This window comes from Marinobacter sp. MDS2 (assembly GCF_030718085.1).
Classification (GTDB): Bacteria; Pseudomonadota; Gammaproteobacteria; order Pseudomonadales; family Oleiphilaceae; genus Marinobacter.
The window spans coordinates 1,924,933-1,946,655 of record NZ_JAVAJF010000001.1 but is presented as its reverse complement, the minus strand read 5'-3'; the positions used below and the strand labels follow the sequence as shown (position 1 = coordinate 1,946,655).

At 57.4% G+C, this 21,723-nt stretch carries 18 protein-coding genes; 8 read left to right on the top strand and 10 right to left on the bottom strand.

Translation table 11 applies throughout. The features are described from left to right. Positions 1-55: 55 nt before the first annotated feature. Positions 56-1,303 carry a sensor domain-containing diguanylate cyclase gene (locus Q9245_RS09130; protein WP_305896833.1) on the bottom strand — a complete coding sequence of 416 codons (1,248 nt, stop codon included), beginning with the start codon at positions 1,301-1,303 and terminating at the stop codon, positions 56-58. A gap of 111 nt (positions 1,304-1,414) precedes the next feature. Here Q9245_RS09130 and Q9245_RS09125 point away from each other — a divergent pair, with 111 nt between their 5' ends. The 4 genes from Q9245_RS09125 to ybaK are packed head-to-tail and all read left to right on the top strand — an operon-like array spanning position 1,415 to position 5,059. Next, entirely contained in the window at positions 1,415-1,798 is a 384-nt protein-coding gene (locus tag Q9245_RS09125) for a cytochrome c5 family protein (RefSeq protein ID WP_305896832.1), read from the top strand. 9 nt (positions 1,799-1,807) lie between these two features. Further along, a complete protein-coding gene (locus Q9245_RS09120) occupies positions 1,808-3,220 on the top strand; it encodes a D-arabinono-1,4-lactone oxidase (RefSeq protein WP_305896831.1) in 1,413 nt (470 codons plus the stop codon). 6 nt (positions 3,221-3,226) lie between these two features. Then, a complete protein-coding gene (locus Q9245_RS09115; protein ID WP_305896830.1) occupies positions 3,227-4,531 on the top strand; it encodes a DSD1 family PLP-dependent enzyme in 1,305 nt (434 codons plus the stop codon). A 57-nt stretch (positions 4,532-4,588) separates the two neighbouring features. Beyond that, complete coding sequence (gene ybaK / locus Q9245_RS09110) at positions 4,589-5,059, top strand: Cys-tRNA(Pro) deacylase (RefSeq protein WP_305896829.1); 471 nt, start codon at positions 4,589-4,591, stop codon at positions 5,057-5,059. Between the two features lie 41 nt (positions 5,060-5,100). Here ybaK and Q9245_RS09105 read toward each other — a convergent pair whose 3' ends face one another. The 8 genes from Q9245_RS09105 to Q9245_RS09070 all read right to left on the bottom strand — a co-directional run bounded on the left by Q9245_RS09105 (position 5,101) and on the right by Q9245_RS09070 (position 15,875). After that, positions 5,101-7,344: an NADP-dependent isocitrate dehydrogenase gene (locus Q9245_RS09105; RefSeq protein WP_305896828.1), complete on the bottom strand. Its 2,244-nt coding sequence runs from the start codon at positions 7,342-7,344 to the stop codon at positions 5,101-5,103. 408 nt (positions 7,345-7,752) lie between these two features. Beyond that, positions 7,753-9,741, bottom strand: coding sequence for an acetoacetate--CoA ligase (locus Q9245_RS09100; RefSeq protein WP_305896827.1), 1,989 nt, complete (start codon positions 9,739-9,741; stop codon positions 7,753-7,755). A gap of 16 nt (positions 9,742-9,757) precedes the next feature. Further along, positions 9,758-10,540, bottom strand: coding sequence for a 3-hydroxybutyrate dehydrogenase (locus Q9245_RS09095; RefSeq protein WP_305896826.1), 783 nt, complete (start codon positions 10,538-10,540; stop codon positions 9,758-9,760). Between the two features lie 55 nt (positions 10,541-10,595). Further along, positions 10,596-11,966, bottom strand: a complete 1,371-nt coding sequence (locus Q9245_RS09090) for a TRAP transporter large permease subunit (protein WP_305896825.1) — start codon at positions 11,964-11,966, stop codon at positions 10,596-10,598. A gap of 16 nt (positions 11,967-11,982) precedes the next feature. After that, entirely contained in the window at positions 11,983-12,600 is a 618-nt protein-coding gene (locus Q9245_RS09085; RefSeq protein ID WP_305896824.1) for a TRAP transporter small permease subunit, read from the bottom strand. 80 nt (positions 12,601-12,680) lie between these two features. Further along, positions 12,681-13,766 carry a TRAP transporter substrate-binding protein gene (locus Q9245_RS09080; RefSeq protein ID WP_305896823.1) on the bottom strand — a complete coding sequence of 362 codons (1,086 nt, stop codon included), beginning with the start codon at positions 13,764-13,766 and terminating at the stop codon, positions 12,681-12,683. A gap of 314 nt (positions 13,767-14,080) precedes the next feature. After that, positions 14,081-15,499: a sigma-54-dependent Fis family transcriptional regulator gene (locus tag Q9245_RS09075; protein WP_305896822.1), complete on the bottom strand. Its 1,419-nt coding sequence runs from the start codon at positions 15,497-15,499 to the stop codon at positions 14,081-14,083. Between the two features lie 19 nt (positions 15,500-15,518). Then, on the bottom strand, positions 15,519-15,875 hold the full coding sequence (locus tag Q9245_RS09070) for a DUF6164 family protein (protein WP_305896821.1): 357 nt from the start codon (positions 15,873-15,875) through the stop codon (positions 15,519-15,521). 83 nt (positions 15,876-15,958) lie between these two features. Between Q9245_RS09070 and Q9245_RS09065 the strand changes: the two genes are divergently transcribed. The 4 genes from Q9245_RS09065 to Q9245_RS09050 are packed head-to-tail and all read left to right on the top strand — an operon-like array spanning position 15,959 to position 20,442. Next, positions 15,959-17,374 (top strand): DUF2868 domain-containing protein, encoded by a 1,416-nt coding sequence (locus Q9245_RS09065; protein ID WP_305896820.1) that lies wholly within the window; start codon positions 15,959-15,961, stop codon positions 17,372-17,374. Further along, positions 17,371-18,801: a DUF3482 domain-containing protein gene (locus Q9245_RS09060; RefSeq protein ID WP_305896819.1), complete on the top strand. Its 1,431-nt coding sequence runs from the start codon at positions 17,371-17,373 to the stop codon at positions 18,799-18,801. Before Q9245_RS09065 ends, Q9245_RS09060 begins: the two co-directional genes overlap by 4 nt. Positions 18,802-18,851: 50 nt before the next feature. Continuing rightward, positions 18,852-19,247 carry an ectoine synthase gene (locus Q9245_RS09055; protein WP_114335060.1) on the top strand — a complete coding sequence of 132 codons (396 nt, stop codon included), beginning with the start codon at positions 18,852-18,854 and terminating at the stop codon, positions 19,245-19,247. Positions 19,248-19,257: 10 nt separating this feature from the next. Next, a complete protein-coding gene (locus Q9245_RS09050) occupies positions 19,258-20,442 on the top strand; it encodes a CynX/NimT family MFS transporter (RefSeq protein ID WP_305896818.1) in 1,185 nt (394 codons plus the stop codon). Positions 20,443-20,508: 66 nt separating this feature from the next. Here Q9245_RS09050 and Q9245_RS09045 read toward each other — a convergent pair whose 3' ends face one another. Beyond that, on the bottom strand, positions 20,509-21,684 hold the full coding sequence (locus tag Q9245_RS09045; RefSeq protein WP_305896817.1) for a type III PLP-dependent enzyme: 1,176 nt from the start codon (positions 21,682-21,684) through the stop codon (positions 20,509-20,511). Positions 21,685-21,723 lie beyond the last annotated feature (39 nt).

Below are 21,723 nucleotides of genomic sequence, written 5' to 3'. Positions count from 1 at the left end.
TCAGAGTGTCGGGTTTTCGCTTCCTCCGGGAGCTGGTTACCCCTGAAGTACGATCTTATGTCGCTTCATTATGTACAGGCTGCGCCGGCTGCGCTATGGCCACACAGTCACGACCCTGCATTTTGGCCCGATACATCGCCTTATCGGCCTCTGCGGACAATTTATCGACACTGGTACCGTGCACCGGATAGACCGCAACGCCAATGCTCACCGTTACAGACACGCTTTCACCAGTCGCCAGGATAACCGGCTTGTGGCGCACTGCTTGCCGTAATCGCTCAGCCGTTTCCAAGGCTTCGGGTTGCCCCATTTCCGGCAACACCACCACAAACTCCTCGCCGCCGAAGCGCCCTACGGAATCTACCGCACGAACACTGCTACCCAGCACCCAACCGGCTGTGGATAACACCAGATCACCGGCGGCATGGCCATAACTGTCATTCACCTTTTTGAAATGATCGAAATCGATCCACAATACCGCCAAAGACCGATGGTAACGCTGCGCACGCTCTAACTCCTCAGCCAGAACGCGGCTTAATTGCCGCCGATTCAGCAACCCCGTGAGCGAGTCCTTCGTAGCCAGTTCCTCTAGCTCTTGCTCCAACGCCTTCCGCTTGGAAACGTCCAGCACAATCCCTTCAAACAATTCAGAACCGTCATCTTCTGTCAGTCCCGACCCTCTGGCCCACACCCAGATCTCCCGGCCATCTTTACAGGTGATCGGAAATTCGACTGAAAAGAATCCTTGCTGCCGAATCGAAGCTTCGGCCTCTTGCGCGACAGCCAGGCGACGACCTTCGTCCATCAGGCCTGATTCGCTTAGGGAGCCTTTCTTCATCAGCTCTTCCGCACTGTAACCGGTCAACTCTTCGCAGCCATCGGAGATAAAGATAAAACTGCCGGGATAATCGTTTCTGAAGCGAAAGGCCATACCGGGCAGGTTGTTCAATAACACCGTTAACTGCCGCTCGTGCTGGCGCATAACCTTGCGCTGGCGCATCTGCAGCAAGAGCAGCAGCCGGTCTTTGCGGAGTTGACGGAACATCACGATGAACAAGGTAAGGCCGGTCACACCAACGAATAGAAACCCTTTCCAGGTTTGGGCCTCGGACAGAGCACGGGCATCCCGAAACCAAGCCTCCGCCAACTGGTCCGAGAATTCGATCCAGACCAAGCCGACCACCAGATACACACCGGCAGCCCATAGGGCACGACGCAGCGGGCCGCGGTCTGCCTGCAGCAGCTTTAAAATGCCGCCCTTTGGTGTACCCTGGTTCATGGAAGCACCTTGTCTGACACTCATATCCTTTTCTTCAAAAATAGACACTGAGCACGGCTGAGTCGAGCGTGGCTTGCTTTTAAAGTCGACTTAGTCAAAAATAAACGTGACACTCAATTACGTTTAGCCAACATCATGCACTTTAACTTTTCTCTGAAATCCGTTCCCTACGCCCTATTTGCACTGCTGGCGATCACCCTGTCATCCGCATGCACCAATGCTTCCGGCCCCTCGGAAGAGGTCATCGAGTACGCCCGCTCAGCGACCCCCAACAACCCCGAAACCGCCGAGATCTACCAGCGTTCCTGCATGGCGTGTCATAGCAGCGGTACTTCCGATGCACCACTGACCGGGGACCACACCGCTTGGCAGACCCGCATGGAAAAAGGCATGGACACACTGCTGAATAACGTCGTCTCCGGCATGGGCGGCATGCCTCCTTATGGCTTGTGCATGGATTGCAACGCCGCCGAATTTCAGGCGTTGATCACCTTCATGGCAACACCAGCAAAGCTCTAGGAGTACCCAATGCAGCGACGGCACTTTTTAACTTTGCTGGTAGGCAGCGCCATTGCCAGCCAGGCGGGATGGCCCGGGATCGGCCATGCCCAAACGTCTTCCGGGCAACAGGCCACCACCGCAGGCCCAATGACGTGGCGTAACTGGTCTGGCTCGCAAAGTTCGAACCCCAGGTACCGGTTGGCCCCGCGTTCCGTTAACGAACTGCTGGACATCCTGACCGACCCTGCACACCAACATGCCAGTATTCGCCCCGTCGGCTCCGGTCATTCGTTCTCGCCGCTGGTGCCGACCAACGATGTGTTGGTCTCGCTGGCGCGATTGAACGGAGTCCTCGATCACGACGATGAGCAGTGCCGTGCCCGCATTGCCACCGGCACGCTGCTCGGTCAACTTGGCCAGCCGCTGGAAGCCATCAACCAAGCGCTGTTCAACATGCCGGACATTGACCAGCAATCCCTCGGCGGCTTACTGGCAACAGCCACCCATGGCACCGGGGCCGAACTGATGAGCTTGTCGGGCTATATCGAAGGCCTGACGCTGGTCACCGCGCAGGGTGATGTGCTGGAGTGCAGCCGGGACCAGAACCCCGACATTTTCCAGGCGGCGCGTGTCGGGCTGGGCAGTTTGGGCTTCGTAACCGATGTCACGCTGCAAAACCGGCGCCCCTACCGACTGAAGAAAACCACCGAATGGCTACCGCTCGAAGACATACTCAATAACGCCGACGCTCGCGTCAAAGCGCACCGCAACTACGAATTTTTCTATATACCTTTCTCGGGCATGGGCTTCACCAGCACCCACGACATCACCGATGAGCCAGTCTCTGAAACCGACGCCATCGATCAGAACGACGGTGCCCGGGACCTCCAACAAGCCCGCGATTATCTGTCTTGGTCGCCCCGTCTGCGCCGGCTGATTCTGGGCGGTTACATGCGCACTCTCAGCACCGAGGTGAAGGTGGCCCCGTCCTGGCAGAACTACACCAGCCCCCGCAATGTGCGTTTCAATGAAATGGAATACCACCTGTCGAGAGACAATTGGAAGGCGGCGCTGCGTGAGGTGATCGATACCATCGAAACCCTGTTCCCCGAGGTGTTTTTCCCAATTGAGGTAAGGTTCGTAAAAGCAGACGATGTCTGGCTCAGCCCTTTCTATCAGAGGGATTCGGTTTCCATCGCAGTTCATCGTTTCTTCGAAGAAGGCCACACACCGTTGTTTGAAGCCGTGGAACCGATTCTGAAGCGGTACGGTGGCCGGCCCCACTGGGGCAAGCTGAACACGCTCACCGGGGCCGATTTCGAAGCCCTTTATCCGAAATGGCAGGCGTTTAGCGAAGTGAGGGAAGCACTCGACCCGAACGGCCGTTTCCTGAACCCTTACCTGGCTCGGCTGTTCAACCAACCAACGAGTACGGGGTAGGCAAACATGGCTCACAGCGAAGCGTTTCGCAAACAACGCCGCAAACTGCTGCTGGCCGGTGTTGCGGTGGCGGGGGTGGGCGTTGCCGGCTTACTGAAGCCTGAAGCGCAAACCACCGGGCACTCCCGTTACTTTCTAACCCTGCAAAAGGCCCTGCGCGAAAAAGGCCTGGCAACGCCGACGCTGGTGATCGACCGCCAGCGTTTGAATCACAACATCGCCGTTTTGAACCGTCGCATTGGCGAGGATTTCAGTTATCGGATCGTCGCCAAGTCCCTGCCATCCGTACCTTTGCTCCAGCACATCATGGCGGCAGCCGGCACCCGTAAGCTGATGTTGTTTCATCAACCAAGCCTCAATCAGGTTGCGCGCACTCTGCCCGATTCTGATGTCCTGTTGGGCAAACCGCTTCCGGTGGCCTGTGCTGAGCGCTTCTTTAAACAGTTCGAAACGACCCAAAGCGGGTTCAAGCCCGATCAGCAACTGCAGTGGTTGGTGGATTCAGAGGCGCGGCTGGCTGAGTACCAACAACTGGCGATACAGCTGAAACAGCCGATGCGGGTGAATCTTGAAATCGATATCGGTCTGCACCGGGGCGGTTTTACCACTCAGGAATCACTGGCTCGGGCACTCACCACCATCGAACAGTCCCCTTCGCTCAGCTTCAGCGGTTTTATGGGGTACGAGCCCCACATTGTCAAAGCGCCGGGCCCAACCGACTGGCTGCTCGACCAGGCCATGGCCCGTTATCAGCAGTTTGTCGACACCGCCGAGCACACCCTGGGCCGCAGCGTTTCAGACCTGACCCTGAACACCGGTGGCTCCACAACCTATCCGTTGTATCAAGGCAGGGCCGGGCAGGTCCCCGCCAATGAGTTGGCAGCCGGTTCGGCGCTGGTAATGCCCACCGATTTTGATGTGCCAACACTGGCCGACCACCAAGGCGCCGCATTCATTGCGACCCCGGTACTGAAGCTTTTGGAGCGCACTCGCATCCCCGGAGCCCCGGGACTGGCACGGCTGCAAGCGCTCTGGAACCCTAACAAAGCCCGCACCGCGTTTATCTATGGCGGCTACTGGAAGGCAAGTCCGGTATCTCCACCGGGATTGGTGAATAACCGTCTCTATGGCCGCTCGACCAATCAGGAAATGCTGAACCTAGCCGAAGGCGTTCCGCTCGAGGTGGGTGACCGGGTATTCCTTCGGCCACACCAAAGCGAGGCTGTGTTGCTGGAATTCGGCAATCTGGCGATTTTCGACCCGGTCAAAGGCGAGATCACCGAGAGCTGGCCGGTGTTTGAGCGGGGGTGAACTCGGCAACGGTCCGTGCTTTAATTCCGGCAAACCGTTCAGGCAACAGGACTGCTCATGACTCCCGGAATTCTCGCCGCTAAAAAAGCGAAAATCAGCTACACCGTACACGAATATGCACACGATCCGTCGGCCGAAAGCTACGGCAACGAAGCCGCGGACAAAATGGGCGTAGACCCAAGCCGCGTTTTTAAAACACTGGTGGTGGCGCTGGACAGCAAAGAGTTAGCGGTTGGCTTAGTGCCGGTCACCAGCATGCTTAGCCTAAAGCTGATCGCTAAAGCCGCGAAGGCGAAAAAAGCCGGTATGGCGGATAAACAGCTCGTGCAACGAAGTACAGGCTATGTACTGGGTGGAGTGAGCCCACTAGGGCAGAAAAAACGTTTGAAGACGTTCATTGATGCCACTGCCGAGCAGTTCGACACCATCTTCGTCAGTGCGGGTAAACGGGGCTTGGAAATTGAGTTGGCTCCGGCCGATTTGGCTAAGCTGACCGGTGCGGATTTCGCAGATTTGCAGCAAGACTAAAAAAACAGGCCGGGGTTTTATCCCCGGCCTGTGTTCGAGCCTTAGTTCACGGAAGCAGCGGCTTCCTCCAGGATCTTGTTGAAGGTCGCGCTTGGGCGCATCACTTCAGACACTTTTTCAGCCGGTGCGTAGTAGTATCCGCCGATGTCGGCCGGATGACCCTGTACGACTGTCATTTCTTCCAGAATCTTGTCCTTGTTGGCTTCCAGCTGCTCAGACAACTTGGCAAAGAACTCTTTCAGCTCCTTGTCGTCGTCCTGCTTGGACAATTCCTCGGCCCAGTAACGGGCCAGATGGAAGTGGGAACCACGGTTGTCCAGCTCGCCGGTCACGCGGGACGGAGACTGGTTGTTCTCCAGCAGGCGTTCGGTTGCTTTGTCCATGGTCTGACCCAACAGTCGGGCGCGGGCGTTGTCGTGCTTCTCGCCCAGCTCGTCCAGAGACACGGCTGTGGCCAGGAATTCACCCAGTGAGTCCCAGCGCAGGTGGTTTTCCTGTACCAGCTGCTGTACGTGCTTGGGCGCAGAACCGCCCGCACCGGTTTCGTACAGACCACCACCGTTCAGCAGAGGTACGATGGACAGCATCTTGGCACTGGTGCCCAGCTCCAGGATCGGGAACAGGTCGGTCAGATAGTCACGCAGAACGTTACCGGTGACAGAAATGGTGTCCAGACCACGAATCAGACGCTCCATGGTCCAGCGAATGGCGCGCACAGGCGATTCGATACGGATGTGCAGACCTTCGGTGTCGTGATCTTTCAGGTAGGTGTTGACCTTCTTGATCAGTTCGGCGTCGTGGGCACGTTCATCGTCCAGCCAGAATACCGCCGGCATACCGGTGGCGCGGGCACGGTTAACGGCCAGCTTGACCCAATCGCGAATCGGCAGGTCTTTGGTCTGGCAAGCACGCCAGATATCGCCTTCTTCCACGTTGTGTTCGGTCAGTACGGTGCCGTCTTCGGCAACGATGCGAACGATACCCTCTTCTTCAATTTCAAACGTTTTGTCGTGCGAGCCGTATTCTTCGGCTTTCTGCGCCATCAGGCCAACGTTCGGTACTGTACCCATGGTGGTGGGATCGAAGGCACCGTGAGTTTTACAGAAGTTAATGGTTTCCTGATAAATCGTCGCGTACGTGGACTCCGGCATAACTGCCTTGGTGTCCTTGAGCTTGCCGTCACGAGCCCACATTTTACCGGAGTTACGGATCATGGCCGGCATGGAAGCATCAACGATCACGTCACTGGGCACGTGCAGGTTGGTGATGCCTTTCACCGAATCGACCATGGCGATTTCCGGGCGGTGCTCGTAGGTCTTGTGCAGGGCTTCCTGGATTTCTTCCTGCTTGGACTCTGGCAGCTGCTTGATCTTGTCGAGTACGGAAGACAGACCGTTGTTCGGGTTCACACCGATTTCTTTAAACAGGTCGCCGTACTGGTCAAACAACTCTTTGTAGTAAATCTTCACCGCGTGACCGAATACGATCGGGTGAGAGATTTTCATCATGGTTGCTTTGACGTGCAGGGAGAACATCACGCCGGTCTTTTCGCAATCGGCAATCGCATCTTCGAAAAATTGGCAGAGCGCTTTCTTGCTCATGAACATGCCGTCAACAACTTCGCCTTCCTGCAGCGGCAGGTCAGCTTTCAGTACGGTTTGTTCGCCTTTTTTGTTTTCGAACACGATGCGGGCGTTGGTCGCCTTATCCAGCGTGACGGACTGCTCGCTGGAGTAGAAATCGCCGCCACGCATGTGCGCTACGTGAGTGCGCGAAGCCGGGCTCCACTCGCCCATGGTGTGCGGGTATTTACGTGCGAAGGCTTTAACCGCGGCCGGGGCGCGACGGTCGGAGTTACCTTCACGCAGAACCGGGTTTACGGCGCTGCCCAGTACTTTGGAGTAACGGGCGTGGATGTCTTTTTCTTCGTCGGTCTCTGGGTGCTCTTTGTACTCAGGGACGTTGTAGCCTTTTTCGTTCAGCTCTTTGATGGCTGCACGCAACTGCGGGATCGAGGCAGAGATGTTCGGCAGCTTGATGATGTTGGCGTCGGGGTCTTTGGTGTATTCGCCCAATTCGGCCAGGTCATCGGTGACGCGCTGGTTTTCTTCGAGGTAGTCTGGGAAGCCTGCCAGGATACGCGCCGCCAGGGAAATGTCGCTGGTTTCAAATTCGATACCCGCCGGCTTGGCGAAGGATTCCAGTATGGGGAGCAGTGACCGGGTGGCTAGCGCGGGGGCTTCGTCGGTCAGGGTGTAGATGATCTTGGACTTGGATGTGGTCATTTTCGTCCTCTGGCTAAAGGGTGGGTTCAGGACGGTCATGGCGAGGCCGGTCGTCTTGTGAACGTCTGGCCGGGGCAATGACTGATTCGGAACTTTTGATAGACCTACTAAGATAGCATTTTTTGCGGCTGATGGATTACGATCTTAGTATAAGAACGTACGAACAATGCCTGATCTTTCACTACAACATGATGAAACGGCGGGAATTTACGAAACTTTCTAACATTTCTTGGAATTGGAGTGGTCGCAGTGTGGGGTAAGGCTGCCCAAAACACGCTCCTTCGGCACGTCCATGTGACGCTTGGGCTCCGCCATCCTTGGCTCCGCACAGTTTTGGGCAGCCTTACCCCACACCGCTGATCAAACTCCGAGCTGTTTTCCGCTCAAATAACCGACCTTTATTTTCGTTTATTCAGGCAGCAAGCCGACTTCCAGCAGGCGTTCACGCATTTGATCCAACGCCTCGGGGTTACCCAAAGCATCCCGGTTATCGGCTTTCTTTGAACCGTTGATCAAACGGGCCACTGCAAGTTCTACTTTTTTTCCGCTACGGGTGTAAGGGATGTCGGGTACTTCCACGATGTGTTTGGGCACGTGTCTTGGGCTGGCGCCTTCGCGAATTTTGGTTTTCAGGGTTTTCATCAGGTCGGTGGTGACGCTCTGTCCGTCGGCCGGGACGACGAACAGGACGACTTCTACGTCGCCTTCGATCTGGCGGCCAACCACCAGGCTGTCTTTGACTTCTGCAACGGTTTCAACCTGGCGGTAAATTTCGGCGGTGCCGATTCGTACGCCGCCTGGGTTGAGGGTGGCATCGGAGCGGCCGTAGATGATGGCGCCACCGTGTTCGGTGAATTCGATGAAGTCGCCGTGGGCCCAGACGCCGGGGAAGGTGTTGAAGTAGGCGTCCTGGTAGCGTTCGTTGTTCGGGTCTTGCCAGAAGCTGACGGGCATGGACGGCAGTGGTTGGCGGCAGACGAGTTCGCCGCGGCCGTCGCTGACCGGCTGGCCTTCGTCGTCATAGGCGACGGCATCTACACCGAGGAAGCGGCACTGGATTTCGCCACGGCGTACCGGCAGCAGCGGCGTTGCACCGACGAAGCAGCCGCAGATGTCGGTGCCGCCCGCGATGGAGCCGAGCAAGACGTTGGGCGCACCGTCGCTGTAGATCCAGTCGTAGTCTTCCGGAAGCAGAGGCGAGCCGGTGGAGAAGACCACTCGGAGCGCGCTTTGATCGTGGGTTTTGGCGGGTTGGAGTTCGGCTTTTCGGCAGCCAGCGATGAAGCGCGCGCTGGTGCCGTAGTGGGTAACGCTTTCTTTGGCCACGGTTTCCCAAAGGAATTCGAGGCTGGGGTAGCCGGGTGAGCCGTCTACGGTGATCACGGCAGCACCGGTCATGAGGGCCGAGGCCTGCCAGTTCCACATCATCCAGCCACAAGTGGTGAAGTAGAGGAAGCGATCTTCCGGACCAACGTCGCCGTGAAGCATCAGTTCTTTGGCGTGGTTGATCAGCAGGCCAGCGGTTCCGTGCACGATGCACTTGGGTTTTCCGGTGGTGCCGGAGGAATACAGGATGTACACAGGATGATCCGGATCCACCGGGGTGTACGATGGTGCCTGCCCGGCACCAGCTTCAAGAGCCTGCTCCCAGGTAGTGACCCGGTCGCCCTCAACGGGCGCTTCATCAGGCAGCTGCTGAACACTGAGCACCGTTTTCAACGAGGGCAAGCCGGCAATGAGGTCGGAGAAGTCTTGCTGGCGCGCGAAGGTTTTGCCGCCATAGCCGTAGCCATTGACCACGATCAGAGCGGCCGGTTCGATCTGGCCGAAACGATCGTTGATAGCACCGATGCCGAAATCCGGTGATGCAGAACTCCAGATCGCTCCCATGCTTGTGGCTGCCAGCATGCCTACCAGGGCTTCGTAGCCATTGGTCACAACTCCGGCAACCCGATCTCCTTTTTGGATGCCTTTACTGCGCAGGAAGGCTTCCAGTGCACCCGTATCGGTTTTCAGTTCACGGTAGCTTTTACGCAATACCGGCCGGGTTTCACAGTAGGCGACCACCGCTTCTTTGTCTGCGTGATCATTCTCCGCCCAGCGCAGCAAATTGGCGGCGAAGTTCAGTTTCATGCCCGGGAACCATTCGGCACCCGGCATCTTACGGCTACCCAGCACTTGAGTCGCCGGGGTATCACAGACCAACCCGCAGTAGTCCCAGACCTTCTGCCAGAAGGTTTCGAGTTCGTCGATCGACCACTGATGCAAGGCGTGGTAATCCGCGAAAGGGCCGAATCCGTCTAGCTCAAGCCAGCTTTTAAACTGGCCCATCCGGGATTGCGCCAGGGTGGTTTCTGTCGGAGCCCATACCACCGTTGATTGTTCTGTTGTACTCATCCTTCTCTCCAGATAATTACTGCATGTGCCAGCCGTGGCTGACCACCATAGACTGTCCGGTCAGAGCATTGGAAGGGAAGGCGGCCAGGTGCACCGCCAGTTCCGATACGTCGTCTACCGTTGTGAACTCGCCATCCACGGTGTTCTTCAACATGACCTTGCTGATGACATCTTGTTCCGAGATACCCAGCTCTTTGGCTTGTTCGGGAATCTGTTTATCCACCAGCGGCGTGCGCACAAAACCCGGGCAAATGATGTTACTGCGTACCCCGTGTTCCGCCCCTTCCTTCGCCACGGCCCGGCATAAACCGAGCATGCCGTGCTTCGCCGCAACGTAAGGTGCTTTTAAGGGGGAAGCTTCCAACGAATGCACCGACCCCATATACAGCATAGTGCCACTGTTCTGATCATACATCTGCTTGAGTGCAGCCCGGGTAACCAGGAAGGCTCCGTCCAGATGCACATGCATCACCTTACTCCAATCGGCATAGGCCAGTTTATGCACCGGATCGATGTGCTGAATGCCGGCATTGGCGAGGGCGATATCCAGCCGCCCCCACTTTTCCACAATCGCTGCGACGCCCCGGTCTACCGCTTGCTCGTCAGTCACGTCCATGGCCAAGGCCATCGCCGTACCGCCCGCCTTTTCAATCGCGGCAACGGTATCTGCCACACTTTCCAGCGTGAGATCGGCAACGGCCACGAAGGCGCCCTCTCGGGCGAAATGTTCAGCAATGGCCCGGCCTATACCACGGCCAGCCCCGGTTACTAATGCTGTTTGCTGTTGAAGACGTTTCATCACAGTCCCCTTATTGTTGTTTCGTTATGATCTGTCGTTAACTTTGCAAGTGGGCTCAAGAGCCGCCGTAAACTTCATTGGGCAACCAGGTCGCCAACGGCTCAAACCAGAACACCAGCGCCAACGCCAGTATTTGCAATGCGATAAACGGCAAGACGCCCAGATAGATGTCTCGGGTGGTGATTTCGGGCGGACACACGCCTTTGATGTAAAACAGCGAGAATCCAACCGGTGGGGTCAGGAACGAGGTTTGCAGGCAGATGGCGAACATGATCGCAAACCAAACCGGCTCAACGCCCATCTTGAACAGCACCGGCGCCACCAGCGGCAGCACGATCAGGGTGATCTCGACCCAATCCAGGAAGAAGCCCAGCAGGAAGGTGATCAGCAGCACCGTCAACAACACACCCATGGTGCCAAACGGCAGGCCGGTAATGGCCCCTTCGATGACCTCATCGCCACCCAGGCCCCGCAGCACCGACGCGAACACCGTGGCACCAATGAAGATGCCGAAGATGAACGCCGACGTGCGGCTGGTCTGGTACAACGACTCTTTCAAGGTTTCCATGTTCAGGCGCTTGCTGACAAAAGCCATCAACAACGCGCCCCCGGCACCCACGGCGGAGGCTTCGGTGGTGGTCGCGATGCCAAAGAAAATGGACCCGAGCACCGCGATGATCAGCACCATCGGTGGCAATACCGCCTGAACCACACCAAGAATGGCCCTGGCATCCATCGGCTCACGATTCTCCGGCGCAGGCGCCAGATCTTTTTTAATGAAGGAGGCAATCAGAATGTACAAAATGTACATGGCACCAAGCATCACGCCGGGAATCAGTGCGCCCATGAACAGCTTGCCGACAGACGCATCCGACGTGCCGAGCCGATCGGCCATCAGCACCAGCATGATGCTGGGCGGTACCAGAATCCCAAGCGTGCCCACCGAGCAGGCGGTGCCCACGGCCAGCGATTTGTTGTACTTGGCCTGCATCATCGGCCCCAGCGACAACATGCCCAGCAGCACCACCGATGCACCGACGATGCCGGTGGAGGCCGCCAGCAACACACCAACGATAACCACCGTGACGGCATAGCCACCGCGCAAGGGCCCTAATACCCGCACCAGGCTGTGCATCAGTTTCTCGGCGATGCCGGAGCGGTCCAGCATAATGCCCATGAAGATAAACATCGGCAGCGCCACCATCAGCTCATTGGCGACAATGCCGTAGATTCTGGCGTCCAGCACACCGATGGTGCCTTGCCAGGTAAACCAGATCGGGGAGTCAAAATACTCCACCAGCACGTGCCCGACGATGCCGAACACCAAACCAACACCGGCCAGCGACCAGGCCACCGGGAAACCCAGCAACAGCAAAAACATGAAGCTGGCGAACATGGCGATTACTAGAATTGCTTCTACACCCATAGCGTCTGTCTCGTTCTCAAGGATTCGGATGGCCGGTTGAGCGGCGATCATCGTGGGTGGGTGCTACGGCTCGCGGAAAACCAAACAGTAAGGTGGTGCACCGGGTCGCTCGGGAGAACAAAGCCAGCATGACCAGAACCAACCCAAACGGCAGCATGCTCTTGAAAATAAACCGGTACGGCAGACCACTGGGCGCCTGCGAGCGCTCCTGATAGATCCATGCCTTCCAGGCATAGGGCACCAACGCATCAATCATCAGATAAATAATCGGCAGGGCCAGAAGCACGATGCCGACCAGTTCAATCCAGGCCTGAGCCTTCAAAGGAAACTTTTCTTTCAATACATCGACCCGGACATGATCATCCCGGACCACTGCGTAGCCCAGCGTGAGCATGGTGGCGATCCCGAACAGGTGCCAGGACAGCTCTTCCAGAGCGATGGATCCTTGCTCCAGTACATAGCGCGAGAACACATTGGTCAGCACCACCAGAAGCACGCCTATCCATAACCAGGAACTCAGGCGGCCCACAGCGACAACCAGGCAGTCGAGCCGGGATGACAGAGCGTTATCGGGCAGTACACCTTTCTCGTGGGACAGGGTTGGGCTTCCCACCGGTGTCTTGGAATCAGTCACGTTCACCTCGATTCTTTCGGATGCAGGAGAGAGCGACAGGCAGCGTGAATCCGCCGCCTGTCATGATCATCATCCAGTGATCAGTCGTACTGGTAGAAATCCCGGGGCAGGTAGCCCTTGGAATGCCAGATGGAGTGGTGTTCCATGAAGTTGCGCTGGCTGGTCAGAACCCGCTTGAACATCGGGTCTTTCGCCGCGATTTCGTCCAGCACTTCGTTGGTGACCTTTTGCAGCTCACGCAGCACTGGCTCAGGCAGGGTTTGAGCAGTTACGCCTTCGTTTTCATAATCACGCAAGGCGGTAGGCTGCGCCCACTCACTTTGAGCAAAGCCTTTCAACGTGGCCGCCTCACAGCCCATTTCAATCAACGCGCGCGATTCCGGCTCCAGATCTTCCCAAGTGTCTTTGTTCACCAACAAATGCGACGTGGTCAATGTCTGGTGCCAACCCGGCATGATGTAGTTCTTGATAATCTGATCAAGACCCAGCATTTTGTCGATCGCGGGCTGCGAGAACTCGGTAGCGTCAATGGTCTTGCGCTCAAGCGCCTGATAAATCTCGCCACCCGGCACCATGGTCACCGAGGCCCCGAGTTTCTCCAGTACCTTGCCGCCGATGCCGGCAAAGCGAATTTTCAGACCGTCGTAATCTTCCACGCCTTTGATGGGTTCCGCGAACCAACCCGCACCCTCAGGGCCGATGATGGAACACAGCATGGGGTGAATGTTGCGCTCGGCGTAGATTTCTTCCAGCAATTCACGGCCATCACCTTCGTAATACCAGGCCAGATAGGCAGGTGGCTCCATATTGAAGGGGGCACCGGAATAAAGCGGCAAAGAGGGAATGGTGCCTTGATCGTATCCGACCCAGGTGTAACCGGCCGGGTATTTGCCACTGCCCACGGCATCCATGATTTCAAACGGTGGAACCAGCTCCCCGGGTTCGTAGTAACGCAACTGAATGTCGCCTCCGGAAATCGCTTTGAGATTTTCACTCAAATGCTTCACCGGCGTCGTCAGGCCAATCAGATGCGAGGGGAAGGCCAGAGGTACTTGCCAGCGCACTTTCTCGGCTGCGAGCACATCACTGCTGGCGAGGCCGCCACTGATCACTGCCGCGGCAGTGATGCCATAGGTAAGACGAGAGAGCTTTTGCTTGATCGACATGTATTGGATCCTTCTTGTTGTTGTCGTCAGCCATCCGGTCGTTCCGCCGGTAGGCTTTTTATAGAATCAGACAACGCTGGAAATCCAACTGGCGCGGTGATGTGGTCCAACAGTGTTGCGTCAGTTTTTATTCGAGCGTTGTTCTGACGTACTACATTCAGAGCTCAGCAACGCTTATGCCAAACGTATTAACCGACTGATATTATTGAAAAAATAAATAAATCAACCACAAAACCCTCACCCACAATGTCCGGACATCCGGACAACAATGACCAAAGGTCTTAAACATGCGTCCGGAAAACCGAACAAGTGTCCTAGTTTCCGGACAGTTTTGCCATTTTCTCGTACAATACTGAGCGCGAAATGCCCAGCAACTTGGCCGCCCGGGTGCGATTACCCCGGCAAGCCGCCAACGCCTCTTCGATGGCTTGAGCTTCTGCCACCGCTAAGACCCGGGCCAACGGCCGCACCGGACGAAACGGTGTTCTGGGTGCCGCCTCGGCGTCGCCACCAGGCAACACTTTCAGAATAGCATCTGCATCCAGAAGCTCACCTTCTTCGCTCATGGTCAAAGCCCGCTCAAGCACATTCCGCAGCTCCCGAATGTTACCGGGCCAGTGATAGGCGCTCAGCGCCGCGATACCGGCATCGGTGATTTCGCCGCGCAAGCCCTGGCTTTCGCAGATCTCACCCAATAGCACCTCGGACAGGATGCCTAAATCCACCAACCGCTCCCGCAAAGGAGGTATCCAGATTTCCAGCACGTTCAACCGGTAGTACAAATCGGACCGGAAGCTGCCTTCGGCCATCATCTCGTCAAGATTCCGGCTGGTGGCCGCAATCACCCGAACATCCACCGGGCTGAGCTTGTTCGACCCCAACGGCTCGATTTCCCCTTCCTGCAACACGCGTAACAGCTTGGCTTGCAGTGGCAAGGGCATGTCACCGACTTCATCCAAAAACAGGGTGCCGCCATTGGCCAGCTGGAATTTTCCATCCCGCGTACGCTTATCGGCGCCGGTGTATGCCCCCGGGGCAACACCAAAGAATTCCGCCTCCAGCAGATTCTCCGGCACCGCCGCCAGATTGACCCCGACAAACGGCTTATCCGCGCGCTCCGAAGCAGCATGGATGGCCTGTGCCAGCACCTCTTTACCAGTGCCGGTTTCTCCCAGCAGCAAGACAGGCACATCGCGTCCGGACGCCAGTCGGGCGCGGCGTTTAACTTCCAATGCCTGCGGGCTGGCACCGACAAAATCGGTCAAGCTGTAACGAGTGCCCCGGGTCTTTTTCGCCAGTGCTTTCCGGGCAGCGGCCAAATCCTGATGCAAGCGCCGAAACTTGGAAACCAGCGGGGTCAGCGGCTGAACATCGTCGTAGAGCACGAACGCTACCGCCCCAACCACTTTGCCGTTGTCGTCATAAAACGGTAAGCGAGAAACCACCAGCTGCTGTTCATTGTGCTCCATGATGTCGAGCAGCATCGGCTTCCCGGTGGCAACCACTTCCGGCATCCGGGTATGCGGAATCACCCGCCAGATTTCCTTGCCGATGACCGAGGAGGGGGACGGTAACTGCAGCAAGTCGGAATAACACTGGTTAATCCAGGTAATCCGGCTGTCCACGTCAATGGCAATAGCACCGGCGCTGGCCTGCTCGAACATCGGTGCCATTGCGTCGATTAGCTCACGGGTCAACCCGGTTTTATTTTTATCAGGAAAGATCTGCTTCATGGTGGGCTCGCCATCGTTGCTACAGACGAATGTACGGTAGCAACGTCAAACTCAAGATGGCTGCAATCGCGACGATGGCAGCAAGAAAAGTGACCGGTCGGGAGCGGAACTGATGCCAAAGGCCGGTTTCCCCCCGTTCACACCGGGCATGGTATTCCTGTCGCTGCCGGGCAAGGCGCCGGGCCTGGTAGTCATCCAGAAGAACTCTTGCCCGAGCGGCTTCGTCGTCATCGTGCACCCAGAAGCCGCCCATACTGATGCCCCATCGGCTCGGGGGTGTTTCGTAGTAGCGAACTTCGTGCTCTTCAAACAAGGCACGGATTTCGTCAGCTTCGTCATCCGGTACGTTGCGAAGGTTCATCAAGTGGTGGGGCATACAGTTTCCCGGCTGGCTTCGTTAGCGTCGTTGGCTATATCCTAGCAGGAAAGCAAATCCGATCGAATTTATCAGGACGCTGCATGAGCCAGAACCCCCTCCGTCTGTTGCTGGACGTTGATAGCCGCTTCCAGCGGGACAGGGACCAATCCCCGGCGTTTCTTCATCGCCGGGATCGCCGCTTTGCGCTCGATTGCGAACAGCAGGGAGTCAGCCCGACCCCCGCGCGCTGGCTTGAGCACATGCGGCGGCTCAGTGGCCCCGGCAGCGACGATCAAGCCGGGCACAAAGTATTGCGACAGTGGCGACGCATCAACAGCGGGTTTGCCGCCGCCGGTGCGTTGTTCGGCGTGCTCACCATGGCCGGTTTGCTGTTCTACGACGGTGGCCAGCGCATTAATATCACGGTGTTGCTGGCATTCGTTCTCTTACAATTATTGTTTGCACTGGCCACCACCGCGCAATCACTCATGGGCTGGCAGCCCTGGCGCAGGCTGTCCAAGCGTCTCAACCTGCCACCTCCGGGAAGCGCACTGACGCCCCTGCAACCGATGCTGATGGCTCGTGCAGGGCACACCGGAGGTGTTTTTTTTGCACTCACTGGTTTGCTCACGTTGCTGATTTTGCTCGTTATTCAGGATTTGGCGTTTGGCTGGAGCACCACCCTCAATGCCGCCGCCGGGGGCTACCACCGTTTGATTCAGTCCATTGCCGCGCCGTGGGCGCTGTTGTGGCCAGCCGCGGTACCGTCCCACGAGCTTGTTGAAGCAACCCGTTTCTTCCGGGCGGCCCCGATGAACCAGACCACTGCACCCGGGCAATGGGGCCAGTGGTGGCCGTTTGTGGTCATGCTCTGGGTGACCTGGGTAATGCTTCCAAGAATGGTATTTTTGGCGCTCAGTCACTGGCTGACGGCCCGAAAAGCGAGCCGGCTGCTGCAAAGCCACCCGGGTATGCAGGCGCTGCTGTACCGGATGGAAACCCCGACCCTCGACACCGGCAACCAGCACAACGACGCTGACGACCTGCCGGATGTCCGCACTCAAGCCAGCACCAACGAACTGTGTGACACCCGTTATCTGATATGCTGGGCCGGCGCCGGCGAGCCGGAGCTGCCCCAGCAGCTAACCATGCAGGACAGCCAGATACTGAAAGCCGGCGGCCGTGCCACTCTGGCCGAAGACGATCAGGTACTGGCAACTTTGGCCAAGAACCTCAACCAAGAAACCTCACCGGCGGTGATTCTGGTTACCCGCAGCTGGGAGCCGCCAACCGGGGAGTTACACGATTTTCTGGAGCAGGCGTTCGAGCAGTGGCCTACCGGCACCCGGGTTATGATCCTGCCCTTGGCGAATGATGCCAACCAGTCGCCGAAGCAGGCACTCATTCAGCCATGGTTGCGCTTTACCGAAAGACTGCCCGAAAGTTTTGCCAGCGTTGCCCTGTTGCCACCCTCGCCGGATACGCCCTACCAGATCACGGGAGCCTCAGCGTTATGACCCACCCTCCCGTCTTCGCGGTTGTTGGCCATCCAAACAAAGGCAAATCCAGCGTCGTCGCGACCCTGTCCCAGAACGACGCCATCGCCATCGCACTCGAACCCGGCACTACCCGGGCCAGCCAGCGCTACCCGCTCACCGTCGATGGCCGGCAGCTCTATACCCTGACCGACACCCCCGGTTTCCAGCGCCCGAGGCGCGTTCTGCAATGGCTGCAAGCCCACAGCTTGTCAGCCTCGGACCACCCTGACACCGTACGTGCCTTTGTGCTTCAACATAAAGGCGACGAACGCTACGTGGATGAATGCGAGTTGCTGACCCCCATCATCGAAGGCGCCGGCATTATCTACGTGGTTGATGGTTCGGTGCCTTACAGTGCCGAACACGAAGCTGAAATGACCATCCTGCGCTGGACCGGTCGCCCGAGCCTGGCTTTGATCAACAGTATTGGCCCCGATGACTACAGCGATGTATGGCAGGCAGCGCTTGGACAATTCTTTCAGGTTGTACGCAAGTTCGACGCGGTTCGCGCCCCGTTCGAGCAACATCTCAGCCTTTTACGAACCTTCGGCCAACTGGAGCCCGACTGGGAACAACCTCTGGAGGAAGCCACCCAGCGACTGGCCGAGCAACGCAGCCAACGCCAGCAACAGGCCGCGAGCCTGATCGCCCGGGCACTGGAAGATTTGATGGGCTATCAGGAGAAACGCACTCTGACGCTGGACCAGCTGGCCAGCACCAGCGAAGCCACGCTCGCAGACACCCTGAGAGAGCGCTGGTACAAACGCCAACGCCGGCGCGAGCAGTCGCTGCGCATCGACATAGAGCATTTGTATCAGCATCAGCGCATCACCCGTCAGGAAGCGGAACTGGAATGGGCCAATCAGCACGACCTGTTTTCGGAAGATACCCGCCGACACTGGGCAGTCAGCAAAAAATATCTGGCCACGGCCGGATTCGGAGCCGGCGCGATGGGCGGTGCGGGCATAGATGCGGTGACCTTTGGCTCGTCACTGGGCACGGGTGCGCTCTTGGGCGGGCTGATCGGCGCAGCGGGCAGTTATTTCTACGGCGACCGCTTGCTGCTGCCGGCACTTAATATCGGCCCTCTGCAAAACGGGCTGCAATCCGCCACCTTCGGCCCGGTTCAGGACAGCCAGTTTGGTTACGTCATTCTCGGCCGGGCCGTCGATCACTGGTGGCACATCAGCCACCGAAACCACGCAGGGCGCGATTTGCTGGCACTGGAGCCGGCCGATCAGCATTGGCTGGAACAGCTCGACAAAGCCAGCCAACGCGAGATTCAACGGGCACTCGACCGGTGCCGAAAACAGCGGCCGCTAAGTCCCAGCCAACAGCAAAATCTGGCTCAGGCGATTGGTCAGGCCATGGCCGCCTATGACAACTGGCGGTTGAATCGCGGCTGACCGGCATGTTTATACTGTAAGGCTATTCCATCACACAATGAGGAATGTGAATGAAAATCGTACGAGTGCAAGACATTATTGGTACCGAGCGCGAAGTAACCGGTCCGGGCTGGACCAGCCGCCGCATGCTTCTGAAAAAAGACGGCATGGGTTTCTCTTTTCACGAAACCATCATTCCGGCCGGTGCCGAATTGAACCTGTGGTACAAGCATCACCTGGAAGCGGTTTACTGCGTAGCCGGTAATGGCACCATTACTGACAAGGCCACCGGTGAAACCCACGAAATCACCGACGGCACCTTGTACGCACTCGACCAGCACGACCAGCACACCCTGCGCGGCGGCACTGAAGATATGCGCTTGATTTGCGCCTTCAACCCGCCTGTGACCGGTCAGGAAGTTCACGACGAAGACGGTGCCTACCTGCCCGACACCAGCGAAGACTGATTCGCACGCCGTGGCAAGCAATTTCGCCGCGAACACATCGCCATCGCCAGCCAAGCTGCTGCCGGTGGCGGTGTTGCTTTGGTTAGCCGGTGTTTATCTAAGAATACCTGTGTTGGTGGCACCGCCACTGGCACCGTTCATCAGTGACGAACTGGGCCTGACTCAAGCGCTCACCGGCGCACTGACGACTCTACCTATTCTGATGCTCGCCATTGGCGCTATGCCCGGGTCGCTTGCCATTTCTCGCATAGGCCCGCGCAACACTCTGGCGCTGGCCATGTTGATCATGGTGATTGGCTCGGCGGGCCGGGGCTTAGTGCCCGATACCCTGACGCTGATGATCGCCAGTGCCATCATGGGACTGGGCGTCGCCATGATGCAGCCCGCCTTACCGGCACTGCTGCCCCGTTGGCTTGAACCGCATCATCTGGCCATCGGTTCCGCTATTTATATGAATGGCATGCTGATGGGCGAGTTTATCGGGGCCGGTATTACCCTGCCGGTACTGATGCCTTTGCTGGAAAACAGCTGGCGCGCAACACTGTTGGCCTGGTCGCTACCCGCGCTATTGGTCGCCGCGGCGCTGTTTCTTCCCAAGCGGGATCTGGCGCGACCGGTCCGCAAAACTGCCTGGCTTCCGGATTGGAAAAACCCGCTGACGCTTCGTTTGGGTTTGTTGCTAGGGCTGTCCGGCTCGTCTTTCTTCGGGCTGAACGCTTATATGGGCAACCTGCTGGAACAGCAAGGCAACTTCGACCTGCTCCCGGATGCCCTGTTCTGGTACAACTTCGCACAAGTGTTCGCCTCTCTGGTGATGCTGAAGATGGCGCGACGATGGGTTGGGCTCCGTAGCTTGATTATCATCATGGGCATTCTGAGCATCAGCGGCACCCTCGGTGCACTTCTGCTTTCCGGCTGGGCGTCGATCATCAGCGCCACTTTCATGAGCTTTTTTGCGGGTATCTTGCTGATTCTTCTGGTGGCCTTACCACCCCTGCTGGTGTCCTCGGAAGAAACCGGGCGGCTCTCTGCCGGCACGTTTCTGGTCGGCTACACGCTGGCGTTTTCCGTGCCGATGCTGGGCGGGGTACTGGCAGACTGGACCGGCGATATCCGCCATGCGGTGTGGGTGATTCTCGGCTACGGCGTATTGGTATTGCCCATCGCCTTCCGGTTACAACTGAACCGCACCTGACCTCAGGCGAACCTGGCTTGACTGGGGCAGCTCTGACAGCCAACCCCGGCCAGACATCCACGCCGTTTAGATGTAGTAATCTTTCAACGGAGGGAAGCCGTTGAACTCTACCGCACTGTAGGTGGTGGTATAGGCGCCGGTAGACAACCAATACATCCGGTCGCCGATGGCCAGGTTTAACGGCAACGGGTACTTGTGGTGCTCGTACATGATGTCGGCACTGTCACAGGTTGGCCCCGCGATCACGCAGTCTTCTCCCTCACCCTCTTTCTCTGTCCAGATCGGGAACTTGATGGCTTCATCCAGCGTTTCGATCAAACCCGAAAACTTACCCACATCGGTAAACACCCAGCGGTGCAACGCGGTACGTGATTTACGGGAGATCAGCACCACTTCACTCACCAACACTCCGGCATTGGAGATCAGGGATCGGCCGGGTTCAATGATGATTTCTGGCAGCTCCGCTCCGAAGTCTTCCTCAAGGAAGCGGGCAATCTCCCGGGCATAGACACTCAGCTCGTTGGTCCGGCTGATGTAGTTGGCCGGAAACCCACCGCCCATGTTGATCATCTTCAACTCAATGCCGTCTTCTTCCTTCAGGCGCTCAAAGATGACTTTCACTTTGCTCAACGCGGCATCCCAGGCACCGATTTCACGCTGTTGCGAGCCCACATGGAACGACACACCGTAAGGCACCAACCCCAGATCACGAGCCAGGATCAACAAATCCATGGCCATGTCGGTTTGGCAACCAAACTTGCGCGATAACGGCCAGTCTGCGGTGAGCGTGCCTTCCGTCAGAATGCGCACGTACACCTTCGAGCCCGGCGCCGCTTTGGCGATGTTGCGCAAATCCGCCTCGGAATCCGTGGCAAACATGCGCACACCTTTTTCATAGAAGGTCCGCACGTCACGGGCTTTCTTGATGGTGTTGCCAAAACTGATGCGATCGCCGGTGACACCCAACGCCATGACTTTTTCCAACTCGTACACCGATGCGATATCGAAGTTGGCACCCTTGTCCTTCAACAGCGTCAAAATCTGCGGGGCCGGGTTCGCTTTTACGGCGTAGTAGACCTTTGCATAAGGAAAACCTTCCACCAATTCGTCGTACTGACGATCAATAGTGGCAGTATCAATCACCACAAATGGCGTTTCCTTGGTGTCTGAAAATGCTTTGATACGCTGAAAGGTGTCGGTGTCGTAGTAATCCGCAATAGTTGCGTTGGCTGCGTCGATCATCAGTGGTGCATCCCTCCATAGGGAAAGCAGACATAAAAA